Raw genomic sequence first — 26,612 nt, forward strand, 5'->3', positions numbered from 1 at the left:
GTTAATTTTAACAAGTTAACAGTGTACTTCTCTATATTGTACAGATTAAGTAATACTAATCACTTGATGTCTACGTTAATCAATCTTATACTATAACAAATAGTATTTTTAATATGATATCCTGTTTGGATATTACATTTGTAAAACTTTTTAGATTGCCATTGCGCAATGAAAGTTGAAAAGAAAAGTGTATAATTCAAAAAGACTTTATGGTCCATAAAAATGCAGAGGAAGAAAGATTAGCCACAGAGGATAATTATAAAAACTGGAAAAGATGGGGTCCTTATTTAGCTGAACGTCAGTGGGGAACGGTTCGTGAAGATTATAGTCCAGAAGGTCACGCTTGGAGTTTCGTTGGTCATGATAAAGCACGTAGCAATGCTTATAGATGGGGAGAAGAAGGTATTGGAGGCTTTTGCGATTCTAGAGAAATTCTTTGTATGGCACCTGCCTTTTGGAACGGAAAAGATGCTATTTTAAAAGAGCGTTTATTTGGTCTAACCAATGATGAGGGTAACCATGGCGAAGATGTAAAAGAACTTTATTTTCATCAGGTTTCTACGCCTACACATTCTTACGCTAAATATTTATACAAATACCCACATAAGAAGTTTCCTTATACAGAGCTGGTAAAAAAGAATAAAAGTAGAAATAGGGAGCAATCTGAATTTGAAATTTTAGATACCAAAGCTATTGATAACAACACCTATTTTGACTGTTTTATAGAATACGCCAAAGAAGATGTTGGTGATATTTTAATGAAAGTTACGGTAATCAATAGAGGTCCTAGGGCTGCAAACATTCATGTACTTCCACATTTATGGTTCCGTAATTTCTGGAAACATAATAATAGGTTTGAACGCCCAGAGATGAAAGTCATTTCAGATGGTTCTGTACAATCGCGCAGTACACGAAATGGGCGTTACTATTTTTATCATGAAGAGGGTGAACAACTTTTCTGTGAGAACGAGACCAATAATCAACGTATTTACGGCGTGCCTAATGAGGTGCAATATGTAAAAGATGGTATAAACGACCATGTTATAGATGGTCAACCTACGGTAAACCCAGATAAGAAAGGTTCTAAGTTTGCCGTTTGGCACAAATTGCGATTAAAATCTGGCGAGGAGAAAACAATCAAAGTACGTCTAAGCAAGAAAAAACTTGATGATCCTTGGGGCAGTTATGATGCAATTTTTGAAAAGAGAATTCAGGAATGTGAAGAGTTTTACGGTGATATTCTAAAAAAAGAACTTCCGGCACAACAACAGGAGATTGCTAAAAAAGCATTTTCAGGATTACTGTGGACAAAGCAATTCTATTACTACGATGTATACAAATGGCTGTTTGGCGGTCCAGGAGAATCTAAGCCTTACAGAACAGATTCTAGAAATAAGCATTGGGAGCATTTGACCAATAGGCACGTAATTTCAATGCCCGATAAGTGGGAATACCCTTGGTATGCTGCGTGGGATCTCGCTTTTCATATGGCATCTTTCGTAGAAATAGATCCTTATTTTGCCAAAGAACAATTGCTGTTGGTTTTGAAGGAAAGCTATATGCACCCTAATGGACAAATACCGGCATATGAATGGAATTTTAGTGATGTAAACCCTCCTGTACATTCATGGGCCGTGTGGACTGTTTATAAAAAAGATAAAAAGCGAACAGGTAAGGGAGACTATAGTTTTCTAGAAAAAGCTTATCAAAAACTATTGGTCAACTTTACTTGGTGGGTCAACCAAAAAGATAAAAGCGGAACCAACCTTTTTGAAGGCGGATTCTTAGGTTTGGATAATATTGGGGTATTCGATAGAAACCATATGCCAGAGGGTATTACCCGAATGCAACAGGCAGATGCCACTAGTTGGATGGCCATGTTTACCTTGAATATGCTGCGTATGTCATTAGAGATGGCAACAATCAATCCTAATTATGAGGAAAGTGTTGCCAAATTCTTTAGGCATTTCTTGAACATTGCATGGGCAATGCATCACATAGGGCAAAAAGATATTTCTCTTTGGGATGATGAAGATAATTTCTATTATGATGTAGTAGAAATGGACAACGGAAATACAGACCGATTAAAAGTAAGGTCATTGGTGGGTATTATACCAATGTTCGCGGTAGAGATCATTCATAAAGATTTGTTTGATGAGTTAAAGAATTTTAAGGTTAGGGCTGCAGAAATTGTAAGGACAAGACCAGATTTAGCTTCTTTGATTTCTAATATTGAAGAATTTAATTCTGATGGTAATTACTTGTTTTCCATTATGCGAGGCTTTCGATTAGAAAAATTATTGTGTCGCTTGTTAGATGAGAACGAGTTTTTGTCTGACTATGGTATTCGTTCACTTTCTAAATATCATGAAAAACACCCGTATGTGTTTAAACACAACGGTCATCACCAAATTTCATATGAATCAGGGGAAAGTCGCTCTAATATGTTCGGAGGTAATTCTAACTGGCGTGGACCAATTTGGTTACCTTTAAATTATATGATTGTACAATCGCTTCGTAAATACTATTCATATTACGGTGATCAATATGTATATGAATTTCCAACAGGGTCTGGTAAGAAATTGAACTTGAATGAGATTGCAAATGAAATTTCAAAAAGATTGATAAAATTATTTGAGCCTAATAAAGATGGTAAATTTGTATACCACTCAGAAGATACTAATAAAGTGTTCACCAATAATGAGCACTTTAAAAACGAACATTTCTTTTATGAATTTTTTGATGGCGATTCTGGTAAAGGGCTTGGTGCTTCTCACCAAACCGGGTGGACTGCTTTAGTAGCTAATTTAATTATGGAGTTGGAGCAGAACAGCTAAAATTCATAAGATATTTTATAAAAAAAAGAGGCATTTTAAATGCCTCTTTTTTAATTTCTATTTTTTAAATAAAGTACTAGTAATGTAATTTACCGATAGTTAGGTGTGTAAATAAATCTCTTTAATCTTCTAATTGCTCAATAAGGTTGGCAACCAATGCCGTCCAACCTGTTTGGTGAGACGCGCCTAGACCACGACCATTTTCTCCATGAAAATATTCGTAGAATAAGATCAAATCTTTAAAATTAGGGTCTTGGTAGTATTTCTCGTAGTTCTTATTGATAGCTCTATTACCTTCTTCATCTTTCTCGAACATGTGGATCAAGCGTTTGCTCAACTCGTCGCTTACCTGTTTAAGATTTAATAATTTTGAGCTTCCCGTTGGGTATTCAAAAAGGAAATCATTACCGTCATACCATTGGTATTCACGTAGTGCCTGTATGAATAGATAGTTCATAGGCATCCAAATAGGTCCACGCCAGTTAGAGTTACCCCCAAAGAGTGATACGGTAGATTCTGCAGGTTCATAGTCAATGGAATAGTCTACACCGTCAATATGAATTTGATATGCCTTTTCGTGTACTTTAGATAATGATCGTATGCCATATTCACTCAAAAATTCTTTCTCGTCTAAAAGCGCACTAACTAATTTTTGCATTCGATCTTTTGGAACCAATGATAAAAGCAAATCGCCATCTGCTTCATATTGTTGAATCACCTCATACTTCAAAGTTTCTTTTCGATATTTTTTAAACCAAAGAACACTGGCTTTAAATTTTGGAAATTTATCTAGAACACTTTTCTTAATGGTCAATACAGCGGCTAGTGATAACATGCCTGCAATTGATCGTACTTTTATGGTCGTAGATTGCCCGTTAGGCATTGTTAAACGGTCATAGAAAAATCCTTCGTCATCATCCCAAGTGTTTGCCTTATCGGTATCCATTTTGTTCAATGCCTCGGCAATGAATATAAAATGCCCAAAATACTTGGTAGCCATGTCTTCATAAGAATCGTCATGTTCGGCAATACGTAAACTGATCTCTAGCATGTTTAGGCTGTACATCGCCATCCAAGCGGTGCCATCAACTTGGTCTAATGATCCGCCGCCGGGTACGCCATGGCTTCGGTCAAAAACTCCAATATTATCCAAACCTAAAAATCCGCCTTGAAAAACATTGTTGTCATTTCTATCTAAACGGTTCACCCACCAGTTAAAGTTCAAATTCAATTTATTGAACATTCGTTTTAAGAACTTGATGTCTGGTACGCCGGTGATAGATTTATCGGTGCCGTAAATTTGTAAAGTTGCCCATGCCTGAACTGGCGGATTCACATCACTAAAATTCCATTCATAGGCAGGTATCTGCCCGTTAGGTGACATGTACCATTCTTTGGTAAATAGCAAAAGCTGGTCTTTGGCAAATTCTGGATCTATAGAGGCGAACGATGCACAGTGAAAAGCAGAATCCCAAGCAGCATACCAAGGGTACTCCCAGGCATCTGGCATAGATAGAATATCATGATTCCGTAAAGTTTTCCATTGGCTGTTTCTACCATGTTTTCGTTCTTGTGGTGGTTTTGAAGTTTTGTAATCTCCCTCTAACCATTTTTCAACTTCGTAATTATAGTATTGCTTCGTCCAAAGTAAACCTGCAAAGGCTTGTTTTAAAATCGCCTTTCTATCATCTGTTGCTTTTGGAGCTATTTCATCATAAAACTGAGCACATTCTTCTTGTCGTGCTTTAAAAATAGTATCAAAATCAGAGAAAGGCGCTTCAAGAGTTTCTTCTGTTAAGCGTAGTTGAAATGTTTTAGTTTCCCCACCACCAATAATCTCTTGGTATAACGGTGCAAATTTGGTGCCTGAACTGTTCTTGGTAGCTAGCTCAAAATCATTGTTGCATACCGCATTGTTGAATATGTCTTTTTTAAACGGGTGGTCGTTCTTTTCTTTATATACTGTTTCTCTATTGGTTTCGTTTTCGGTAAAGAATAAATGTGCCGCTTTTTGAAAATAGAGATTGTAATTGCCCACGTAAGGATGGTCTATATGTACATAAGGATTGCTTTTGGTTCCTTTTTGAGTGATAACAGGCTTTCTAGACATTTCTTTAAACGTCCAATGATTACGCATTACCATTTGCGGTAATAAAGTAATAGGTGCTGCTTTTGAATTTCTGTTGGTAATGGTAATGTGAATTAGAATATCGGTTTCATCACCTTTTGCATATTCTGTACTGACATCAAAATAGGTGTTGTCGTCAAAAATACCGGTATCCAATAACTCAAATTCTAGTTCTCTTCTATTGCGGTTTTGATTCTCGTTAATCAGTTGCTCATACGGATATGCTTTCTGAGAATACTTGTACAAGTATTTCATGTAGGAGTGAGACGGAGTATTCTCTAAATAGTAATACAACTCTTTTACATCTTCTCCATGATTACCCTGCGGACCTGTTAAACCGAATAAGCGTTCTTTAATTATGGGGTCTTTACCGTTCCACAAACCGATGCTGAAACACATGTTGCAATAACGATCACTAATACCTGCAAGACCATCTTCTCCCCAACGAAAAACACGACTTCTGGCATGGTCGTGCGGAAAATAGTTCCAAGCATCGCCACCGGCACTATAATCTTCACGTACTGTTCCCCATTGACGTTCACTTAAATAGGGTCCCCATTTTAACCAGTCTTTTTCTTCTTTTTGTTGTTGGGATAAACGGATTTTTTCAGGATTTTTCATAAGATATTTTTATGGCTATTCGCATAGCGGTACGTTTAATGCTAATTTCTTTATTGAGACTCATCTTCATGAATAAAAGACAAGAACTTCTTGCCAAAAAGAGTAGTTCTCGAAGATTTCAATCCATTTGAAGTTATACCGACATTTAGGTCGGCAGTATTTATTAGTCCAGATCTATAAAGGTCTGACCAAATTAAATCACAAAACTCTTTTCTCTCTTTTAGTTCGGAAAAGGCGTTAATGAGAATCTTAGATAATGGAGCTGAGGAGAATTTAGGAAAGTCAATTTCATTTTTAATAAACCAATTAGTAGGGTTGTCGAAAAGGTTTAAAATTTGGATATGCCAAATGGTAAATTCAGAAATAAATCGTGTAAATATGTTAACCTCGGAAATATCTAAATTTTCGAGTATAGCTGTGTTTATAAGAGCATTTTTAAAATATTTTAATTTTTCTTGTTCGCTAGTTTTTAGAGCTTCTGTTGATATTCTAATAACCGTGTCAATAAATATTTCTTTTTTAGATAATTCAGTCAATTTAATTGAATTAGACTTTTCAAGACTTTTCAACTTTTCTCCAACTTCTTGCATCCAAAATTCTTTTCTTTTTTCAATTGGATTTTTCAAAATAAGAGGAAGTATTTCAGAGGCAGCACCTCCAATAATAGGAATAGAGGCTATACTCGCTTTTAAAAGTGTGTATGAAATTTCCTTTTTGTTTTTGGACATATAATTGAGTATTCCTAAAGGTATTTAAAACGAGATTTTAGAATTATATTTAAACCGCCCTTTGCACCACTTCAAATACCTTATTGGCATCACATTTAATGGTCTTGGATGGGAATTTTAAAATCAACGCATAATCATGTGTCGCCATTAAAATGGTTCTACCAGATTTGTTGATTTCCTGTAAAACCTTCATGACCTCTACACTGGTTTGTGGATCAAGGTTTCCGGTAGGCTCATCGGCAATAATTAATTCTGGGTCATTTAACAAAGCTCTTGCAATGGCAATACGTTGTTGTTCACCACCAGAAAGTTCATGCGGAAATTTAAAACCCTTGGTTTTCATGCCTACTTTTTCAAGTACGTTAGAAACCCTGTCATCCATTTTTGCCTTATCGGTCCATCCGGTTGCCTTTAACACAAAAAACATATTTTGGTTAATATTACGGTCTGGCAGTAGTTTAAAATCTTGGAAAACAATACCCAATTTTCTACGTAGAAATGGTATGTCTTTTTCCTTCAATGTTTTTAAATCGAACTCAACCACATGACCTTCACCTTTTTGCAAAGGTAAATCGCCATACAAGGTTTTCATGAAGCTACTTTTACCACTACCGGTCTTACCAATAAGGTATACAAATTCCCCTTTGGCAATCTTTAAACTTACTTCACTCAACACCAAGCTCTCCTTTTGAAAAATAGAGGCATCCTTAAGTTCTAAAACAATCTCTTCCATAACGTAAATGTTGTCATAAAAGTAATAAGTTCCATTTGATATTAGAGAACCCTTTTTTAAAATCTTTTATTTTGAGTGGGTATTAGATATACTTAGGTACAATTTTTGCCGTTATCACATGTGATAACGGTAGTACTAAATAGTAACAGAACACTATGCTTAAAAAATATATCGCTTTTATTCCAATGGTATTCGGTATGGTCGGTTTGACCAATGCGCAAGAGACTAAAATCTATACCCATGAACAGAAGGCATTCCAAGACGCGCTTGCGCTTTACAATAACGAACAATATCAAGCGGCACAGACTATTTTTGATAAGGTAAAGGTGTCCACAAAAGATGAGGAGACCGCTGCTAATAGCGCTTATTATTCTGCAAACGCAGCTGTGCGCTTAAACCAGATGGGTGCTGACCGATTAATGGAAGATTTCGTGGCAAAATACCCTACTTCTACAAAACGTAATTCTGCCTTTGCCGATGTGGCGGAGTACTATTTTCAAACAGGGAAATATCCGTACGCTTTAAAATGGTACAATAAGGTTGACCAAAGTTCTCTTTCTCGTGGAGAGATGGATAAGTTTAACTTCAATTATGGGTATTCTTTATTTTCATCACGTAAAACAAAAGAGGCTGAAAAATATTTGGAGAAGGTAGCCAATTCACCGGTATACGGTTCTCAGGCAAAGTATTACCTGGGGTATATTTCTTATCAAGAAGATGACTATGAAACCGCAAACCAGCGTTTTGATCAAATTACGGATCAAAATGTATTGGAAGAAAAACTTAGTTATTACCAGGCGGACATGAACTTTAAGCTGGGCAAGTTTGACGAGGCTATTGCATTGGCAAAAAAGCAACTGCCAAAGGCAGACAGACGAGAAGTGTCCGAATTGAACAAGATCATAGGGGAGAGTTATTTTAACCTTAAGCAATATGAAAATGCTATACCTTACTTAACGGAATACAACGGTAAAGGTGGCAAATGGAACAATACCGATTATTACTATTTAGGCTATGCTTATTATAAAGGTGGCGATTATGCCAATGCCATTGCGCAGTTCAATAAAATCATTGGTGGTACCAATAGTGTAGCACAAAATGCGTACTATCATTTAGCGGAATGTTATTTGAAGTTGGATAAAAAGCAAGAAGCTTTAAATGCTTTTCGTAACGCATCGCAAATGGATTACAGTGCGGAGATTCAAAAAGACGCATTTTTAAATTACGCACGTTTAAGTTATGAGGTCGGTAACGCCTATGAGCCAGTTCCGCAGGTGATTACAAATTACTTGAAGACCTACCCTAAAGATGAGCACCAAGAAGAGATGCAGACCTTATTGGTAGATTCATACATTACTTCAAAAAACTTTGAAGGTGCTATGAAGCTGCTAGAGGAAAATAAGAATTATGCTAGCAAATCGGTCTATCAGAAAGTGGCCTATTACGGAGGTATTGAACTTTTTATGGAAGGCGATTATAATGAAGCTTCTGAGAATTTTGCAAAATCATTGAGCAATGCAGAAGACATGTTGTTCAAGGCACGAGCAGATTATTGGAAAGCGGAGTCAGATTATTTATCTAACCGTTTTGAAGATGCAGTAAAAGGGTATACGGCGTTCAAGAATAATCCGTCAGCAAGTAATACGGACATGTATGCAGATGTTGATTATAACTTGGCATATAGCTACTTTAAACAGAAACAGTATACAGATGCCATTACCTATTTCAGTTCATTTACATCAAATGGAAATGTAGCGGTAGAGAAATTACATGATGGATATTTAAGATTAGGCGATAGTTATTATGCTACCAGTAAATACTGGCCAGCTATTGAAACATACAATAAGGCTTTGGCGTTGACAGGACCTGAAAAAGATTATGCGTTCTATCAGAAAGCAATGAGTTACGGTTATGTTGATAAAGGTGCTAGTAAAATTGAAAACCTAGAGGAGTTTGTTAGCCAGTACCCAAGATCAAGTTTTAAAGATGATGCCTTGTTTGAATTAGGAAACACATATGTTTCTCAAGGACAAGAAAATAAAGGTCTTGCCGCTTATGATCGCTTGATCAGCGAGTATAGAGGTAGTTCTTTGGTGCCACAAGCATTAATGAGACAGGGTCTTGTAAATTATAATGCAGCAAGAAACGAAGCTGCTTTGGCGAAATTTAAGACGGTTGTTCGTGATTTTCCAAAAACACAAGAAGCTATTCAGGCTGTGGCAACGGCAAAATTGGTCTATGTAGATATGGGGCAGGTAAACGAATATGCAGCGTGGGTTCGTACGCTTGATTTTGTTGAGGTGACCGATTCAGAATTGGACAACGCTACTTTTGATGCTGCGCAAAAGCAGAATTTAGAAGGTAATGTAGATGCCGCTATAAAAGGATACAAGAATTACATTCAGCAATTCCCTACCGGGTTACATGCGGTAGATGCCAACTTTAGTTTAGCGCAGTTGTACTTTGGTAAAGGCGAGAAAGAATCTGCTTTACCATATTATAAATATGTTGCAGATAGAAGCACGAGCGAATATGCAGAGCAGGCATTAACACGTGTTTGTGAGGTTTATATATCTAAGGACGATTACCAAATTGCATTACCATATTTATTGAAATTAGAGAGTCAGGCAAACATTCAGCAGAACAGAACTTTTGCACGTTCTAATTTAATGAAAGGGTATTATGATCAAAAGAACTATCCAAAGACATTGGAGTACGCTGAAAAAGTATTGTCTACTTCAAACATTGATAATAGAATTAAGAGCGATGCGCATATTATGATTGCAAGGTCCGCCATTGCTACCAATGATGAGGTAAAAGCAGAATCTGCCTATGCCGAAGTTTTAAAGATTGCATCTGGGGCTACCGCGGCAGAAGCTTTGTATTACAACGCCTATTTTGAAAATAAAGACGGATCATACGAAAACTCTAATGTAGCGGTACAGAAATTAGCAAAAGACTATGCGGCATACAAAGAGTGGGGCGGTAAAGGTTTGGTGCTTATGGCTAAAAACTATTATGCGCTAAATGATGCGTACCAGGCAACTTATATTTTGGAAAGCGTAATAACAAACTTTACGCAGTACCCTGAGATTGTTTCAGAGGCAAGAGCAGAACTGGCAATCATAAAATCAAAAGAGGCAAAAAGTAACTCATCGGTAGATCCTAACTAAAAAATTACGTACACTAATAAACAAACTCCGGGCAAGCCCGTGAAACATTAAATTGAAAATTTTATTTAGATTTCGACGCAAGCTTCGGAACATATAAATCTCGATTATCGAGGAAAAGAACGCCTATGTACAACAAACATATATTTACGCTTATATTTTTAACGCTTGGTTTTCAAGTTGTTTTTGCTCAAGAAGAAGAGGAAAAAGATTTGGGTACGGAAACAGTAACGGTGACCAAAGCTTACACGCCAACCGTTTCAGATGCTTTTAAGATTAAGTCGGTTCCTAACATGAACGACTCTATCGTGCTACAGAAAAAAACGATTACTTATAGCATATTTTCCGTTCCTGTAGCATCAACATTTACGCCTAATAAAGGCACGGCATCAAAAGTAGAAAGATTGCCACCGCCAGTATTGTATAACTCTTATGCCTCTTTAGGTGCGGGATTGTATGGTAATGTATTGGGTGAATTTTATACGAGTAGAACCATCAATAGAGATGAAAATTTTGATATTGGTTTTAACCATTTATCCTCGCGTGGAGGTATTGACGGTGTAGAATTGAACGATACGTTCTATGATACCAGATTAGATGCTTCTTATGCTAAGCGTGATCGCGATTTAGATTGGGGTGCGGCAATTGGGCTACAACACCAATTATATAACTGGTACGGTATAGAACCTGGTGTATTTAGTGAAACCGTGATTAATGGTATAGACGAACGTCAAAACTATTATATGGGTGAAGTTAGCGGTCATATTAATTTAGAGGATGTTTATTTTAAAAGAGCAGATTTAAAATACCGTAGATTTTTTGATGCCGTAAGTTCAGGGGAAAACAGAGCTATTTTTAATTCTGCGTTTGAGTTTCCGGTAAATGAAGAGACATTCAATGCTAATGTAAATGTAGATTACGTTGGTGGTACTTTTGAAAATACAGATGTTAATAGTAGTACCAATGATGGTGGCATTTCTTATGGGAATTTACAGGTAGGTGTTAATCCTTCGTTAACCATGTTGCGTGATGATCTGTCATTAAATTTGGGTGTGAATTTGGTTTACGGAATGGACTTGGAAAATAGTGAAAGCAACTTCTATATTTATCCTGCAGTGACAGCATCTTATAGATTGTTAGATGAAACGGTAATTGCATATGGTGGAGTAACGGGTGAGTTAAAACAAAATTCTTATTATGATTTGGTAGAAGGTAATCCGTTTGTTTCTCCAACATTAAATATTGCCCCTACAGATAGTCAATACAATGCCTACGTAGGTTTTAAGGGGCAGTTGCTGCCTAATTTAAGCTATAATGTAAAAGGATCATATTCGGCAGAGAATAACAGACCGTTGTATACGTTGAACCCGAGAAATGATTTTAGGTCAGATGATAAAGGATACTACTATGGTAATTCTTTCGGTGTGTTTTATGATGACATCAAGACCTTGGGGATTTTTGGGGAGTTGAATGTAGATGTGAACCGTAATTTTACGGCAGGTGTAAATGTTGAGGTGTATGATTATAATACTGAAACAGGTAATCCTGCTTGGAACTTGCCAAACTTACAAGCATCACTGTTTATGGATTATCAGATAGGTGAGAAGTGGTATGCAGGTGCTAACTTATTCTATGTTGGCGAGCGTGAAGATTTTTCATCATCGGTAGTACAAAATGTACAGCCAAGTGAATTTCCTGCTATACAAATTACCTTAGATGGTTATTTTGATGCCAATGCACATGTTGGATATAGATATACCGATCAATGGTCATTTTTTATAAAAGGGGCAAACCTTTCTAATAATGCGTACCAACGTTGGGCTAATTTCCAAGTTCAGGGAATTCAGATTTTAGGGGGAGCGACTTATAAATTCGATTTCTAGAGTACGATTTTAAATAAATATATAAACACCTAAGGCGTCAGAACCATCTGATTCTTAGGTGTTTTTTGGTTTTAGTATTTATTTAACAATTAAAACCAAACCCACTTTAGATCTCTTCGTAAGTATTCGTGGTTCAACTAATAAAACCTAAAATACAATATGAAAAAATCAATAATTTATTTAGCAATTTTAGCAGGCGCATTATTTGCAGCTTCATGTAGTGATGATGACGATGCCTTGGTAGAGGTTACACCAGATGTAACCTGTGATGATGGTATTATGAATGGGGATGAAACCGGTATTGACTGCGGTGGTTCTTTTTGTGAGCCTTGTGGCGAGGGTATGACTGTTTTAGGTCGTAGAGCAGATTTGTTTGTAACAAATAATGATAACGGAAACATTTCTAGATACAGTGTAACCGGCGATTCTTTGGTTACCTTAATGACCACGACTACAGCTGCCGAAGGTATTTATTATGATGCTACTACAGATGTAGTTTATCAAGCGTCTAGAAGTGCACTTCAATTAGAAGCTTTTGCAGATGTAAGCGCTTTGATGGATGGCGATGCAGTTGCCGCTTCTTATACAGGTGGTGCAGATTTGGAGAGTCCAAGGGGATTAGCAGTTAGCGGATCTTCATTTGTAGTTGCTGATAATGGTGCTAACAAGTTCTTCGTGTATGAAAATACAGGGAGCGGATTTACATTGACGAGTACGGTTGAAGTGCCTTTCCCAGTTTGGGGTATCACTTTTAAAGGCGATGATTTATATGCTGTTGTTGATACGACAGGAGATTTAGCAGTGTATTACGATTTTCTTTCTAACGCTACTAGTGGTGTTTTAAATCCTTCTAAAAGAGTAACTATAGATGGTATTGTAAGAACACATGGTATTACTTATGATGGTACAGATGATGTTATGGTATTGACCGATATTGGTGATGCTACAGATGCGAATACAGATGGTGGTTTTCACGTAATATCTGATTTCTCTTCTAAATTTGATGCGTTGTCTGATGGAGAATTATTACCAGTAGGTATGCAAGTACGCGTTGCAGGTTCTTCAACATTAATGGGTAACCCAATTGATGTTGCTTATGATTCTGAAACTGATGCGGTTTATGTTTCTGAAATAGGAAATGGTAAAGTATTAGGATTTACTTCTATAGGTTCAGGTGGAGATTTGTCTCCGTCCTTCAATAAGGATTTAGCGATGGCTTCATCAATTCAATTTAGTAGTGATGAAACTGACGGAAAAACAGGAGATTCTAGCGAGGCTAGGGCAACAAGATTATATGCAACAAGTACGGCTGACGGAAATGTAAGTGTATATGATGGTTCTGGTGTGCTAACAAAAACAGTAGCTACAGGTTCTGATGCTACAGAAGGTATTTATTATGATGCGTTCAATGATGCTATTGTTCAGGCTTCAAGATCAGGCTTGGCTTTAGAAGCCTATGGTAGTTTTAACGCAGTTACAAATTTAGCAAGTATTTCAGCTGATTTTTCCGGTAGTGCAGAATTGGCTAGCCCGAGAGAGATTGCTGTTTTTGGTAACAAGGTGGTAGTTTCTAGTAATTCTGAAAACAAATTCTACGTATACGAGTACAACGGTTCTAGTTTTAGTCTATTAAATACTTTTGATGCCGGTTTTGACACTTGGGGTATTACGTTCATGGGGAACACTTTATTAGCTGTTGTGGATGCAACTAGTGATTTAGCGGTGTACGACAATTTCTTGACCGACTTTTCTGCAGATGGTGACATTACACCAACAAAAAGGATTACTGTAGAGGGTATAGTAAGAACGCATGGTATAGATTATAGCGAAGCCGATGATGTATTGGTAATGACAGATATAGGAGATGCTGCCGATGTAAATACAGATGGCGGATTCCAAATTACACAAAATTTCTCAACAGTTTTAGCCGGTATAGAAGATGGTGGTTTGTTGTCATGGTTAGATCAATCTAGAGTTGCAGGTTCTTCAACAGAAATGGGTAACCCAATTGATGTTGCCTATGATCATAAAACAAAAACAGTATTTATTGCAGAGATCGGTAATGGTAAAGTACTTGCCTTTTCAGATGCTTTGAATGCCAATGGCAATGTTGCGCCAGCTGTTAGTAATGACTTAACTTCTGCTGCATCTATCTACTTATATAACAATTAAGAGTTGAAGTAAGGTTTGGTTTTTATTGTTAGTAAGGCCCTTCTTAGAGATGAGAAGGGTTTTTTTGTGCGTTGAATTGGCAAGATTACCATGTTTTATCTTTTCTGTATTTTAGGCATTCTATTTAAAATACATGCACTTTAAAAGACAACATCATTATTTTATATTGTTATTTCTGCAAAGTGTGCCTTTATTTTTGATAGGTCAGAATCTTGTTTTGAATCCTAGTTTTGAAAATTATAAGCAATGTCCGGTTGCTTTGGGTAATTTTGAAAAGGATGTGGTAGACTGGACTATGCCTACCCTGGGGTCTACAGATTATTTTAATGGGTGTAGTACGGCAATGGGTACACCTGAGAACTTTAATGGAAAACAGCCGGCAAATTTCGGCGTGGGTTACATGGGGTTTTACATGTACGCCCCAAATGATTACAGAGAGTATATTCAAGCGGAACTAAGTAATACCCTAAAGCAAGGAGAACGCTACACTATTTCATTTTATGTGAGTTTAGCGGAACGATCAGATTTTGCGGTGAAGGAATTTGGTGTCAGGTTCACGGAATTTCCCGTTGAAGTTGAGACAAGCAAAGTTTTATCTGGTATGCATTTTTCTAAATTGAAAGGAAATACATCCGCAGCACTAGAAATATCCTATTCCAAATATTATTCCGATGAAATAAAATGGGTAAAACTGATGACGGAGTTTGTAGCCACAGGTACAGAGAACTATATGGTCATCGGCAACTTTAAAAACAATAAACGCACACAGAAATATCAGACCAAAAGAAAAATTACAAAAGGGTCTTATTACTATCTAGATATGGTTTCTGTGAGCAAGGTGAAATCGAAACTTCAGAATACCGCTGTCACTCAAACAAGGGAATATGCTTTAGATAGTATTCATGTTTTTAAAGATGTTTATTTCAATTCTAATAAAGCTAAAATTAGGGGAAACCATCAGCAAGAAATGGAATCCTTACTTTCATATTTAACGATAAATCCATCTATTCATATTCAAATATTAGGGCATACAGATGATGTTGGTTCTGATACTTTTAATCAAAAATTGTCCGTAAGACGAGCAAAAGAAGTAGTTGGCTGTTTGACGGAAAATGGCATTCAGAAAAATAGAATTTCGTCACAAGGCTTTGGTAGTTCAAAATCCATAGCCACTAATAAAACAAAAGCCGGTAGATTTCTCAACCGGCGTGTAGAATTTATATTGAGTAAACCAGATTAATAGTCTGAATATTCCGTTGGGTACAGCAAGTCAATATCAGCGTGGCTTACAGTATTTTGATATTTATCTATCACAGAAATTTCCTTCCATGTATCAGACGTTCCAAAATCCTTCCAAAGGGCATCCCTTTTTTCCATGTTCGTAAATGTGGTCATGTACATAAGGTTGGGCATTTTATCACCGGATATTACATCGGCATAGAAAACGGCATTAAATCCGAGGTTTTCAAAAAGTTCTACTTCACCACCTTCGTTGAACATATCAACTTTTCTGCGGTACATGGCTTCGGTTGGTCCTTCATAGCTTCTTAATTCATAGACCCTATCTGCACGTGCACCTTCAACTTCACTAGGTTTCATTTTCGGCATATCAGGGAAGGCACGTAACAATACCGAACTAATTCTTTCAAAGGTTTTTTTGTCATGAGTGGCATGTATATATTTTGCACCAGCGGAAAGGTGGGTTTTATCTACCGCCAACATGGCTTCTAGTTTATCAAATTCAGCCAGAGATTGAAAGGGAATCAATACATAAATTTTATCGCTGACTTTAAATTTATCTGGTCGCACCTTAAAAACGCCAATATTTTCAATACCCATTCTTTTTAATGCAGGTAGGTATGCGTTTTTTAAATAGTTATCTACCATATCTTCTTGGGCTTCATTTTTTATGGTGTAAGTTTTTAATTCGTAATATTCCTTTTCTTGTGCCAAGCTTGAAAAAGAAGTCGTTATCGCCAGTAAAAGAAGTAACAGTGGTAAGAGAGATTTATGAATCATGAATTCTGAATTTGTTTTTAGATTAACAAGTTAATGATAAAATGAGTGAGGTATATAATGTACTTTGCTGTTAAGGTAATTTTCATTAATCCTTTTTGCCATGATAATTAATCTTAAATAAAGTATATGTTTCTTTATTTAAACCACATTTGCTGCGCTTTTGTCTTTTAATGACCAAGTCTAAATTGACCGATAATCCGCAGTAAAAAATTCATTTTTAACTTTATCGGTTAACATCTTGCTGTTCAAGTGGAAATCAATCTATCTTTACATAAAAACAGTACAAATGGATTTAAATTTAGCAGTATTAATAGATGGCGATAACATTCCGTCTGCCTATGTAAAGGAAATGATGGAGGAGATTGCTAAATATGGTAACCCTACTATAAAACGTATTTATGGCGATTGGACCAACCCTCGTTTAGGAAAATGGAAAAATGTTCTTCTTGAAAATGCCATTACACCTATTCAACAATACGGCTATACCCAAGGTAAAAATGCTACCGATTCCGCCATGATTATAGATGCTATGGATGTTCTGTATTCTGGTAAGGTAAACGGATTTTGTATTGTAAGTAGTGATAGTGATTTTACACGTTTGGCTACCAGACTTAGAGAAGCAGGAATGCAAGTCTTTGGTATTGGTGAACGTAAAACTCCAAATCCGTTTATTGTAGCTTGTGACAAATTCATTTATATAGAGATTTTAAAAAGCAGATCAGAAGAAGAAACGACCGATGCTGCAGATAAAACTCCCGCAGAAAAAAATACGGTAGATAAAATTACTCCAAAGGCATTGCGCTTTATTTCTACAACTATAGACGATGTTGCAGATGATGACGGTTGGGCTTTTTTAGGTGATGTGGGTAGTTTGTTACAAAAGAAGCAACCAAATTTTGACTCTCGTAACTACGGGTTTCAAAAATTGACTCCGTTAATCAATTCCATTCCGCATTTTGAAATTGAACGTAGAGAAGATTCTAAGGGACGTAAAAAGCTGATTTACGTGAAAATCAAGGAAAAGGCAAATTCCAAATCTAAGAAGTAATTCCTTTTTAGAAATTCAATAAAATAGAAGTTGGTCAGTCATAATAGTTTTGTATTTTTCAGTACAAAATCTACTCTTATGACTCGTACCCTTTGGTTATTGTTATGTGTTGCCGTTATTAGCTCATGTAAAGAAACCACTAAAAAAGAACAGCTAAATAATACCAAACCAATTGCCGAGGTTTTTACGGAGTTTTATGAATTCAAAAAAAGTATTAATCCAATTGAAGCTACAAAAGCCGGATTTTCTGCTTACAATGATACTATAGCCAATTATATTTCTGACGATTACATTTTACATCTAAAAGATAGGTATTCCTATTTTTTAGAAGCGTTGAGCGCTTACGATTCTACACAAGTTAGCAGTGCGGATTATATGAGTATGCGCGTTATGGAGTGGGATTGTCAGGTGAAATTAGAAGGCGTCATGAACCCTATCGTAACCGTTGCTTCGCCCATTTATGACTTGCCAAGTTTTGAGCTCATGCCTCTTTTTCAGATACAATCTTTGCATCTATATGTAGCGCAGTTAGGTGGTGGTACAAGTGTGCAGCCCTTTAAAAGTATTGAGGATTATAATAACTGGTTAAAAAGATTAGAAGATTACCTCGTATTTTTAGATACGTCTATTGATAAAATGAGAGTTGGTATGGAGAAAGGTATTGTACTACCTAAGGAGCTTACGCTAAAAATGCTACCTCAAATACAATCATTTATTGATATTCCGTTAGAAGAGAATCTGTTCTATCAACCAATTATGAATTTTCCTGATGGTTTGTCTGATGTTGATATGGATATTTTGAAAAGTAATTATGAAGATTTTATTCAAAATAAATTAACTCCTAAATATGTTGAATTAAATGAGTTTTTAACGGACGAGTATTTACCGGCTTCCAGAGATACAGATGGGTTGTTAGACTTACCTAACGGAAAAGACACGTATCAATATTTAATAAAATTGCATACGACTACGAACATGACCGCAGATGAAATTCATGAATTGGGGTTATCTGAAGTGGTTCGTATTTCTAAAGAGATGGAAGCTGTAAAGAATGAAATAGGATACAAAGGCAGCTTAAAATCCTTTTTTAATTCGCTTCGTAATAAAAAAGAATTAATGCCTTTTTCAAAGCCAGAAGAGGTAATTGAAAGTTTTAATGCTATTAATGATCGCATTGCTTTACGCATAGATTCTTTATTCGCCTTGACCCCAAAAGCCGATTTTAATGTACGTAGAACGGAAGCTTTTAGAGAAGCGTCTGCAAGTGCGGAATATGTGCCTGGATCAAAAGAGGGCTCAAGGGCAGGAATTTTCTATGTTCCTATACCCTATGTAAAAAGCTATAACATGGTGCATGATGAAGCGTTGTTTTTACATGAAGCCATACCTGGGCATCATTTTCAATTGAGTTTGCAGCAAGAGAATACAAATTTACCGGAGTTTTTACACCCGGAGAGCATGGGTGTATTTGTAGAAGGGTGGGCATTATATGCGGAATCTTTAGGTAAAGAATTAGGGATTTATACAGATCCTTATCAATACTTTGGTATGTTGAGCATGGAGATGCATAGAGCAATTAGACTTGTGGTTGACACGGGTATCCATGCTAAAGGTTGGAGCAGGGAGAAAGCTATACAATATTCATTGGATAATGAGGCGGAATCAGAGGAAAGCATTGTTGCTGAAATAGAAAGATATATGGCTACCCCGGGGCAAGCACTATCTTATAAAATTGGTCAATTGAAAATACGGGAGCTAAGAACAAAATCAGAAAATGCTTTAGGTGACAATTTTGATATTAGGGAATTTCATAGTCAAATTCTAGATTCTGGAAGTTTACCTTTGGTTTTGTTAGAAGAAAAAATAATGAATTGGATGACCAAAAAAATGAATTAGGTAGTAAAAAACTTACAATTGCTAAAATATTATTAATTTAGAGGCGTTACTACTTCATATAAAACAATAATTTATAAAATGAGCACTAACCATGTTTTAATAAAAATTGTCTTATTTACGAATGTTTTATTTATTAATTCGTTTATCGAAAATCGAACTGTAAATTCATCATGTGATGAAATCAAACATGAGCAAATAGTTGATAAAAGCCCTGTTCTAGGGGTTTGGAAATTTTTAATGCCAGATGCAGATGCACCCTATAAAAAAGGCCGCATGTTTATTTCAGAGAAAAGTGGCAAGTACAACGTTGTTATTAGCTTAAAAACAGGTTCACTTAACGGTCAGGATATTAAGGTTGAAGACAATCGAATTAATTTTAATATTAATATAGAAGGTATAGACCGTACTTCTTTTGTTCTTGAGGTAGAAGGTGATAAAATGATTGGTGAATTTTATTCTGAGAATAGCTCAAGCGAGGTTTTAGCAAAAAGACAATTACCCGCAGAATAAAGTTTTAAAACTTTCCGAAAAAATACTTAGTTTTCAGTTTTATTTGAAGTAAGCCATAAGTGCTTACTTTTACTATTCTGCTAACTAATTATTTTTGTTGTGAAAAAACTACTTCCAATTTTACTCGTGTTATTATCTGGTTGCGAACTCATGAAAGAGAAAGTTGACCTGGTAATCGTTAATGCCAAAGTTTATACCGTAGACGACTCCTTTTCAGAAGCACAGGCATTTGCCGTACAAGATGGTAAATTCATTGCTGTTGGTACTACAGATGAAATAAGAGATGTATATACCTCTGATCAATTGATAGATGCTGATGGTAGAGCAATTACTCCTGGTTTAATAGATGCACATTGCCATTTTTACGGCTTAGGACTTAATCAACAATTAGTAGATTTAGTTGGCACCAAAAGTTTTGATGAGGTATTAGAGCGAGTAAAGGCTTTCCATGCTGCCAACCCTAAATCATTTCTTAGAGGTAGAGGTTGGGATCAAAATGATTGGGAAATAAAAGAATTTCCGACAAAAACAGAACTAGATACTATTTTTCCTGATATACCTGTTGCTTTAGAGCGTGTAGACGGTCATGCATATTTAGTAAATCAAAAGGCTTTAGATATGGCAGGTATAGATTGGAGCACTAAAGTTGAAGGCGGAGAAATAGTAAGAAAATGGGAGAATGGCTATGCTGGAATCACAGGTGTTTTAGTTGATAACCCAATGTCTCTTATAGATAGTATAATGCCGCTACCTTCCCTAGAAGATAAAATTACGGCGTTGAAAGATGCAGAAAGAATTAGTTTAAATCACGGACTAACCACTGTTAACGATGCTGGTTTAGATAGAAGTACCATAGAACTGATCGATAGTTTACAACAGGCGGGTGAATTATCTATTAGAGTTTATGCTATGGTAAGTAACAATAAAGATGATGTAGATTATTATATAAATAAGGGTCCTGTAAAAACAGACCGATTAAACGTAAGATCAATTAAAGTTTATGGTGACGGAGCATTGGGTTCTAGAGGGGCAGCTTTAAAAGAAGAGTACAGTGATTTACCCAAGCATTTTGGAGCTATGATTACTCCCGTAGCAGATATTGAGGCATTGGCAGAAAAACTTGCTAACTCAGAATATCAAATGAATACACATGCTATTGGAGACTCGGCTAATATAGCGGTACTAAGAGCTTACAAAAATGTGCTTAAAGGCAAAGGTGATAGACGATGGAAAATTGAACATGCACAAGTATTGACCAATGGTGATTTCGACTATTTTGAAGATGGTATAATACCTTCTGTACAACCTACACACGCAACAAGTGATATGTATTGGGCAGAAGAAAGATTAGGCGAAAGAGTAAAAGGAGCTTATGCCTATAAAACATTGTTGAATAAAGCAGGTACAATTGCATTAGGTACAGATTTCCCTGTAGAAGATGTGAGTCCGTTTTTAACCTTCTACGCAGCAGTTGCAAGACAAGATACTAGCGGTTATCCAAATGGAGGGTTTCAAATGGAAGAAGCTTTAACTAGAGAAGAGACTTTGAAAGGTATGACTATATGGGCAGCATATTCAAATTTTGAAGAAGATGAAAAAGGAAGTATAGAGCCAGGTAAGTTTGCAGACTTTGTTATTTATGATAAGGATATGATGACGGTACCTGTGGCAGAAATACCTACAATTCGTGCAGAGCAGACATTTATAAACGGTATAGTTAGATAGCAGAATATTGGACAAAGAAAAAGCCTCGGTCAATGACCGAGGCTTTTTTGATATGTTAAGTTTTTAATTACATTGTAATTGGAACTGCAACTCTTGTTTTGTCCCATCCCATTACTAATTGAGCACCGCCATTAGCGTCTTTGAATGCAATTGAAAATTCTTCAAGTGATGCGGCATCAGAACCATTAGGTACAGTTACACGTGCAACATCTGCAGCTTCATCATAAAAATAAGAACCCCATTGATTCAAGTTTTTATTCAAAATAACTGTCCACTCATCTCCACCAGGTATAGTGAATAAAGAGTATGTTCCAGCTTTAATAGCTTTACCACCAAATGTTACATCTTTGTAAAATGTAATTTCAGGAGCTTCGTTGGCACCAGTTCTCCAAACTTTTCCAGTAGGTGCTAGTTCTTCCATAGAACGACCTTTTAACTGTGGTCTTCCGTAAATGATACGAACAGCTTTTTCAGAAACTTTGTAATCTGTTGGGTAGGCAGCCATATCCATAGGGCTTTTGTCTATTCCAGAAAATTCTTGTGCAGATACCGTAGAAGTTAAAACTAAGGCAAAAATAAGTGTAGCTAGTGTAAATACTTTTTTCATAATAATTGTTTTGGTTTTCTAGGTCATAAAACTAAGCAGTTCCTTACAGTCCAATTAATAAAAAGAAGTTAAATTTTTTAATAGTTACATTCCATCATGTTTTAAACCTTATAAATATGAAATACATGTCAAAATGAATTAATAAATCAATTTATAGTTGCAATATGTAATCATAATTGTATTATGTGTTTGTTAATTGAAACAATAAATAGATATTTGTATTCGAAATGATATAATAATTAGATTATGTGTGGAATAGTATGTGCATTTGATGTTAAGGAAAGTACGGAGTTACTTAGACCTCAACTTTTAGAAATGTCGAAGAAAATAAGACATAGAGGTCCAGATTGGAGTGGTATCTATGCAGATGATAAAGCCATCTTAGCGCATGAGCGTTTGGCTATTGTAGATCCAGCTTCTGGAAAACAACCATTATTGAGTCCTAATGGTAAATTGATTTTGGCTGCCAATGGAGAAATATATAATCATAGAGAATTACGTAAGCAATTTGAAGGTACTTATGACTTTCAAACAGAATCTGATTGCGAGGTTATTTTGGCATTGTATCAAGAAAAGGGTGTTGACTTTTTAGATGAATTGAACGGTATTTTTGGTTTCACGATTTATGATGCCGATAAAGATGAATACTTTGTAGCTCGTGACCATATGGGAATTATTCCTTTATATATGGGTTGGGATAAAAACGGTACGTTCTATGTTGCTTCAGAATTGAAAGCGCTTGAAGGTACATGCACCAAGATAGAATTATTTCCTCCAGGGCATTATCTACACAGCGCTGACGGAGAGTTAAAAAGATGGTATACTAGAGATTGGATGGAGTATGATGCCGTTAAGGAAAATGAAACTAGTATTCAAGAAGTAAAAGAAGCTCTAGAAGCTGCAGTTCATAGACAATTAATGTCTGATGTACCTTATGGTGTGTTATTGTCTGGTGGTCTAGATTCATCTGTTACTTCTGCAGTGGCAAAAAAATATGCACAAAAGCGAATTGAAAGTGGGGATACAACAGATGCTTGGTACCCACAATTACACTCTTTCTCTGTTGGTTTAGAAGGTTCACCAGATTTAGCTGCTGCAAAAAAGGTTGCAGATCATATTGGTACCGTGCACCACGAGATTAAATTTACAATTCAAGAAGGGTTAGATGCTATAAAAGATGTTATCTACAACATAGAAACGTATGATATTACTACCATTCGTTCTTCTACGCCAATGTACTTAATGGCACGTGTAATTAAGTCAATGGGTATAAAAATGGTATTATCTGGCGAAGGTGCAGATGAGATTTTTGGAGGTTATCTATACTTTCATAAAGCTCCAAATGCTCAAGAGTTTCATGAAGAGACCGTTCGTAAATTAGATAAACTTCATATGTACGATTGTTTAAGGGCTAATAAGAGTTTGGCTGCTTGGGGAATTGAAGGTCGTGTGCCATTCTTGGATAAAGAGTTTATGGATGTTGCCATGCGTATTAACCCTCAAGATAAGATGATCAATGGTGAGCGTATGGAGAAATGGGTAGTTCGTAAGGCGTTTGAAGATATGATACCTGGAAGCGTAGCTTGGAGACAAAAAGAACAATTCAGTGATGGTGTTGGTTACAGTTGGATCGATACTTTAAAAGAATTGGTGGAGAAAGAAATAACAGATGAGCAAATTGAAAATGCGGCATTCCGTTTTCCTATCAACACGCCATTGAACAAAGAAGAATATTACTATAGAACTATTTTCGAAGGACATTTCCCTAGCGATGCTGCAGCATTAAGTGTGCCGCAAGAAGCAAGTGTAGCTTGTAGTACGGCAACAGCTTTAGAGTGGGATGAAGCGTTTAAAAATATGAATGACCCTTCTGGTAGAGCAATAGCTAACGTACATGACGAAGCATATGTTAAGCAATAGGGTTTGAATTAGTCATTATATCTATTGTAAAACCCCGTCTACTTCTGTAGACGGGGTTACTTTTTATATGGAATATGATTTAAGCTTTTAAATGCTATTGATCATTTCTTTTAATTTTTCTTTAGACTCTCCGGTCTTCTCTTGAATTCGTCCTAATAGCTCATCAGATTTACCTTCTGCGTACGTTAAGTCGTCATCGGTAAGATCACCGTATTGTTGTTTCAGTTTTCCTTTAGCTATATTCCACTTTCCTTTAAATTGTTCTTCGTTCATAATAGATTATTTTAAGATTATACCTCTAAATTAGCATCCATATCTAAAGTAAATCTTAATATTTTGCTAGGAACGGCGATAGAACAAACAATCAGTTTTATCCCGTCAATTTCAGCCATGAAATGTTAACATTGTGTAAAGGATAATGCAGATTTTGATGGAATTACAATTATCTGCTATGTGTTATTTAGGTTGTATTTGATGAACAATTCGGCTTCAACACTTCAATTTAGGGGTGAATTCTTAAATATGTCGTTATTTAAGGGTTAGGGGCTAATTTTCCACAATTATTGTTGATAACTTGCTTTTGGTCAATAGCTAGAAAGGCTATATTTCATGGGGTATTGCGTATATTTGTAAGATTGCAAAATTTGAAGTAAAACAACCTTAATTTTATGAGCGAAGAAGCAAATAAGAAAAATTATTCGGCAGATAGTATTCAGGCCTTAGAGGGAATGGAGCACGTACGTATGCGTCCATCCATGTATATAGGTGATGTTGGGGTCCGTGGTTTGCACCATTTAGTATATGAAGTAGTAGATAACTCTATTGATGAGGCTATGGGAGGTCATTGCGACACTATTAGCGTAATCATAAACGAAGATAATTCTATAACAACAAGAGATAACGGTAGGGGTATACCTGTTGACCTTCACAAAAAAGAAGGCGTTTCGGCATTACAAGTTGTAATGACCAAAATTGGTGCCGGTGGTAAGTTCGATAAAGATTCTTATAAAGTTTCTGGGGGTCTGCACGGTGTTGGTGTTTCTTGTGTAAACGCATTATCTGATCATTTATCTGCAACGGTTTATAGAGATGGTGTTGTTTGGCAACAAGAGTACTCTAGAGGTAAGGCTTTATATCCTGTAAAGAGAATAGGGGAAACTACGGAGAGAGGTACAGAGGTAACCTTTCACCCAGATGATACCATATTTACGCAAACTATAGAATACAGCTACGAAACTTTGGCGAATAGAATGCGTGAGCTTTCTTTCTTGAACAAAGGGGTAACTATCAGTATTACGGATAAGCGCCAGAAAGATGAAAAAGGGGAGTATGTTGGTGAGACATTCTTTTCTAACGATGGTCTTAAAGAGTTTGTTAAGTTTTTAGATGGTAACCGTGAGTCTTTGATTCAAGATGTTATTTCTATGGAAGGGGAGAAGAATAATATTCCTGTAGAAGTAGCTATGATATATAACACTAGTTACACAGAGAATCTTCATTCTTACGTAAACAATATTAATACCCACGAAGGTGGTACGCATTTATCAGGATTTAGAAGAGGTTTAACTTCTACTCTTAAGAAATATGCGGATGCCTCTGGTATGTTAGATAAATTAAAGTTTGAAATTCAAGGAGATGATTTCCGTGAAGGTCTTACGGCAATTGTATCGGTTAAGGTTTCTGAGCCTCAGTTTGAAGGTCAGACAAAAACAAAATTGGGTAACAGAGAAGTTTCTGCAGCAGTAAGTCAGGCAGTGTCTGAGATGTTGACGGATTACCTAGAAGAGCACCCAGATGATGCTAAAACAATTGTTCAGAAAGTAATTCTTGCAGCACAGGCTAGACATGCGGCTTCTAAAGCTCGTGAAATGGTTCAGCGTAAGAATGTTATGAGCGGTGGTGGTTTGCCTGGTAAACTATCAGATTGTTCTGAGCAAGATCCTGAAAAATGTGAGATATTCCTTGTCGAGGGAGATTCGGCGGGTGGTACTGCAAAAATGGGTCGTGATCGTAACTTTCAGGCGATTCTACCATTAAGAGGTAAGATTTTGAACGTTGAGAAAGCTATGCAGCATAAAGTTTTTGAAAACGAAGAAATCAAGAATATGTATACTGCTTTGGGGGTAACCATTGGTACTGAAGAAGACAGTAAGGCATTGAACCTTGAAAAATTAAGATATCATAAGGTAGTCATCATGTGTGATGCCGATGTCGATGGTAGCCATATTGAAACTTTAATTTTAACCTTCTTCTTCCGTTACATGAGAGAGTTGGTAGAGCAAGGTCATATTTATATTGCTACACCGCCTTTATATTTAGTGAAGAAAGGTCAGAAAAAACAATATGCTTGGAGTGATAAGGAGCGTGATGATATTGCCAATAGTTATAGCGGTGGTGTTAGTATTCAACGTTACAAAGGTCTTGGTGAAATGAACGCAGAGCAATTGTGGGATACGACCATGAACCCTGAGTTTAGAACATTACGTCAAATACAAATAGATAATGCGACAGAAACAGATCGTGTTTTCTCAATGCTTATGGGTGACGAAGTGCCGCCAAGAAGAGAATTTATTGAGAAAAATGCTGTTTATGCAAACATTGACACATAGAAAATA

The 26,612-nt window shown here is 36.3% G+C and carries 17 protein-coding genes; 11 read left to right on the forward strand and 6 right to left on the reverse strand.

Features of this window, described 5'->3' with window-relative positions:
- Positions 1-209 precede the first annotated feature (209 nt).
- On the forward strand, positions 210-2,837 hold the full coding sequence (locus tag PXD56_RS04730) for an MGH1-like glycoside hydrolase domain-containing protein (protein WP_276492170.1): 2,628 nt from the start codon (positions 210-212) through the stop codon (positions 2,835-2,837).
- Between the two features lie 121 nt (positions 2,838-2,958).
- Here PXD56_RS04730 and PXD56_RS04735 read toward each other — a convergent pair whose 3' ends face one another.
- Genes PXD56_RS04735 through PXD56_RS04745 form a run of 3 tightly spaced genes read right to left on the reverse strand, consistent with a single transcriptional unit; the run spans position 2,959 to position 7,047 of the window.
- A complete protein-coding gene (locus tag PXD56_RS04735) occupies positions 2,959-5,586 on the reverse strand; it encodes an MGH1-like glycoside hydrolase domain-containing protein (RefSeq protein WP_276492171.1) in 2,628 nt (875 codons plus the stop codon).
- Positions 5,587-5,636: 50 nt separating this feature from the next.
- Complete coding sequence (locus tag PXD56_RS04740; RefSeq protein WP_276492172.1) at positions 5,637-6,314, reverse strand: hypothetical protein; 678 nt, start codon at positions 6,312-6,314, stop codon at positions 5,637-5,639.
- 49 nt (positions 6,315-6,363) lie between these two features.
- On the reverse strand, positions 6,364-7,047 hold the full coding sequence (locus PXD56_RS04745) for a cell division ATP-binding protein FtsE (RefSeq protein ID WP_276492173.1): 684 nt from the start codon (positions 7,045-7,047) through the stop codon (positions 6,364-6,366).
- Positions 7,048-7,202: 155 nt separating this feature from the next.
- Here PXD56_RS04745 and PXD56_RS04750 point away from each other — a divergent pair, with 155 nt between their 5' ends.
- The 4 genes from PXD56_RS04750 (at position 7,203) to PXD56_RS04765 (ending at position 15,512) form a co-directional block, all read left to right on the forward strand.
- The gene (locus tag PXD56_RS04750) at positions 7,203-10,220 is read left to right on the forward strand and encodes a tetratricopeptide repeat protein (RefSeq protein ID WP_276492174.1); all 3,018 of its coding nucleotides are present in this window, start codon (positions 7,203-7,205) and stop codon (positions 10,218-10,220) included.
- A 125-nt stretch (positions 10,221-10,345) separates the two neighbouring features.
- Positions 10,346-12,100 (forward strand): TonB-dependent receptor, encoded by a 1,755-nt coding sequence (locus tag PXD56_RS04755; protein ID WP_276492175.1) that lies wholly within the window; start codon positions 10,346-10,348, stop codon positions 12,098-12,100.
- Positions 12,101-12,259: 159 nt separating this feature from the next.
- On the forward strand, positions 12,260-14,272 hold the full coding sequence (locus PXD56_RS04760; protein WP_276492176.1) for an NHL repeat-containing protein: 2,013 nt from the start codon (positions 12,260-12,262) through the stop codon (positions 14,270-14,272).
- A 133-nt stretch (positions 14,273-14,405) separates the two neighbouring features.
- A complete protein-coding gene (locus tag PXD56_RS04765) occupies positions 14,406-15,512 on the forward strand; it encodes an OmpA family protein (protein WP_276492177.1) in 1,107 nt (368 codons plus the stop codon).
- Here PXD56_RS04765 and PXD56_RS04770 read toward each other — a convergent pair.
- Positions 15,509-16,291, reverse strand: a complete 783-nt coding sequence (locus PXD56_RS04770; RefSeq protein WP_276492178.1) for an NIPSNAP family protein — start codon at positions 16,289-16,291, stop codon at positions 15,509-15,511. The genes PXD56_RS04765 and PXD56_RS04770 overlap by 4 nt on opposite strands.
- Before the next feature lie 286 nt (positions 16,292-16,577).
- On the opposite strand from PXD56_RS04770, the gene PXD56_RS04775 reads away from it, so the two are divergent.
- The 4 genes from PXD56_RS04775 to PXD56_RS04790 all read left to right on the forward strand — a co-directional run bounded on the left by PXD56_RS04775 (position 16,578) and on the right by PXD56_RS04790 (position 21,470).
- Positions 16,578-17,339: an NYN domain-containing protein gene (locus PXD56_RS04775; RefSeq protein ID WP_276492179.1), complete on the forward strand. Its 762-nt coding sequence runs from the start codon at positions 16,578-16,580 to the stop codon at positions 17,337-17,339.
- A gap of 78 nt (positions 17,340-17,417) precedes the next feature.
- Positions 17,418-19,235, forward strand: a complete 1,818-nt coding sequence (locus PXD56_RS04780) for a DUF885 domain-containing protein (RefSeq protein WP_276492180.1) — start codon at positions 17,418-17,420, stop codon at positions 19,233-19,235.
- Between the two features lie 78 nt (positions 19,236-19,313).
- Positions 19,314-19,745: a hypothetical protein gene (locus tag PXD56_RS04785; RefSeq protein ID WP_276492181.1), complete on the forward strand. Its 432-nt coding sequence runs from the start codon at positions 19,314-19,316 to the stop codon at positions 19,743-19,745.
- 99 nt (positions 19,746-19,844) lie between these two features.
- The gene (locus PXD56_RS04790; protein WP_420828437.1) at positions 19,845-21,470 is read left to right on the forward strand and encodes an amidohydrolase; all 1,626 of its coding nucleotides are present in this window, start codon (positions 19,845-19,847) and stop codon (positions 21,468-21,470) included.
- A gap of 67 nt (positions 21,471-21,537) precedes the next feature.
- Here PXD56_RS04790 and PXD56_RS04795 read toward each other — a convergent pair whose 3' ends face one another.
- Positions 21,538-22,077 carry a DUF2911 domain-containing protein gene (locus PXD56_RS04795; RefSeq protein ID WP_276492182.1) on the reverse strand — a complete coding sequence of 180 codons (540 nt, stop codon included), beginning with the start codon at positions 22,075-22,077 and terminating at the stop codon, positions 21,538-21,540.
- A 246-nt stretch (positions 22,078-22,323) separates the two neighbouring features.
- Between PXD56_RS04795 and asnB the strand changes: the two genes are divergently transcribed.
- On the forward strand, positions 22,324-23,997 hold the full coding sequence (asnB, locus tag PXD56_RS04800) for an asparagine synthase B (RefSeq protein ID WP_276492183.1): 1,674 nt from the start codon (positions 22,324-22,326) through the stop codon (positions 23,995-23,997).
- A gap of 87 nt (positions 23,998-24,084) precedes the next feature.
- On the opposite strand, the gene PXD56_RS04805 is transcribed toward asnB, so the two are convergent.
- Complete coding sequence (locus tag PXD56_RS04805) at positions 24,085-24,270, reverse strand: CsbD family protein (RefSeq protein WP_276492184.1); 186 nt, start codon at positions 24,268-24,270, stop codon at positions 24,085-24,087.
- A 395-nt stretch (positions 24,271-24,665) separates the two neighbouring features.
- On the opposite strand from PXD56_RS04805, the gene gyrB reads away from it, so the two are divergent.
- Complete coding sequence (gene gyrB / locus PXD56_RS04810; RefSeq protein ID WP_276492185.1) at positions 24,666-26,606, forward strand: DNA topoisomerase (ATP-hydrolyzing) subunit B; 1,941 nt, start codon at positions 24,666-24,668, stop codon at positions 26,604-26,606.
- The last annotated feature ends 6 nt before the right edge of the window (positions 26,607-26,612 follow it).

The organism is Maribacter zhoushanensis, assembly GCF_029350975.1.
GTDB classification, from domain to species: Bacteria; Bacteroidota; Bacteroidia; order Flavobacteriales; family Flavobacteriaceae; genus Maribacter; species Maribacter zhoushanensis.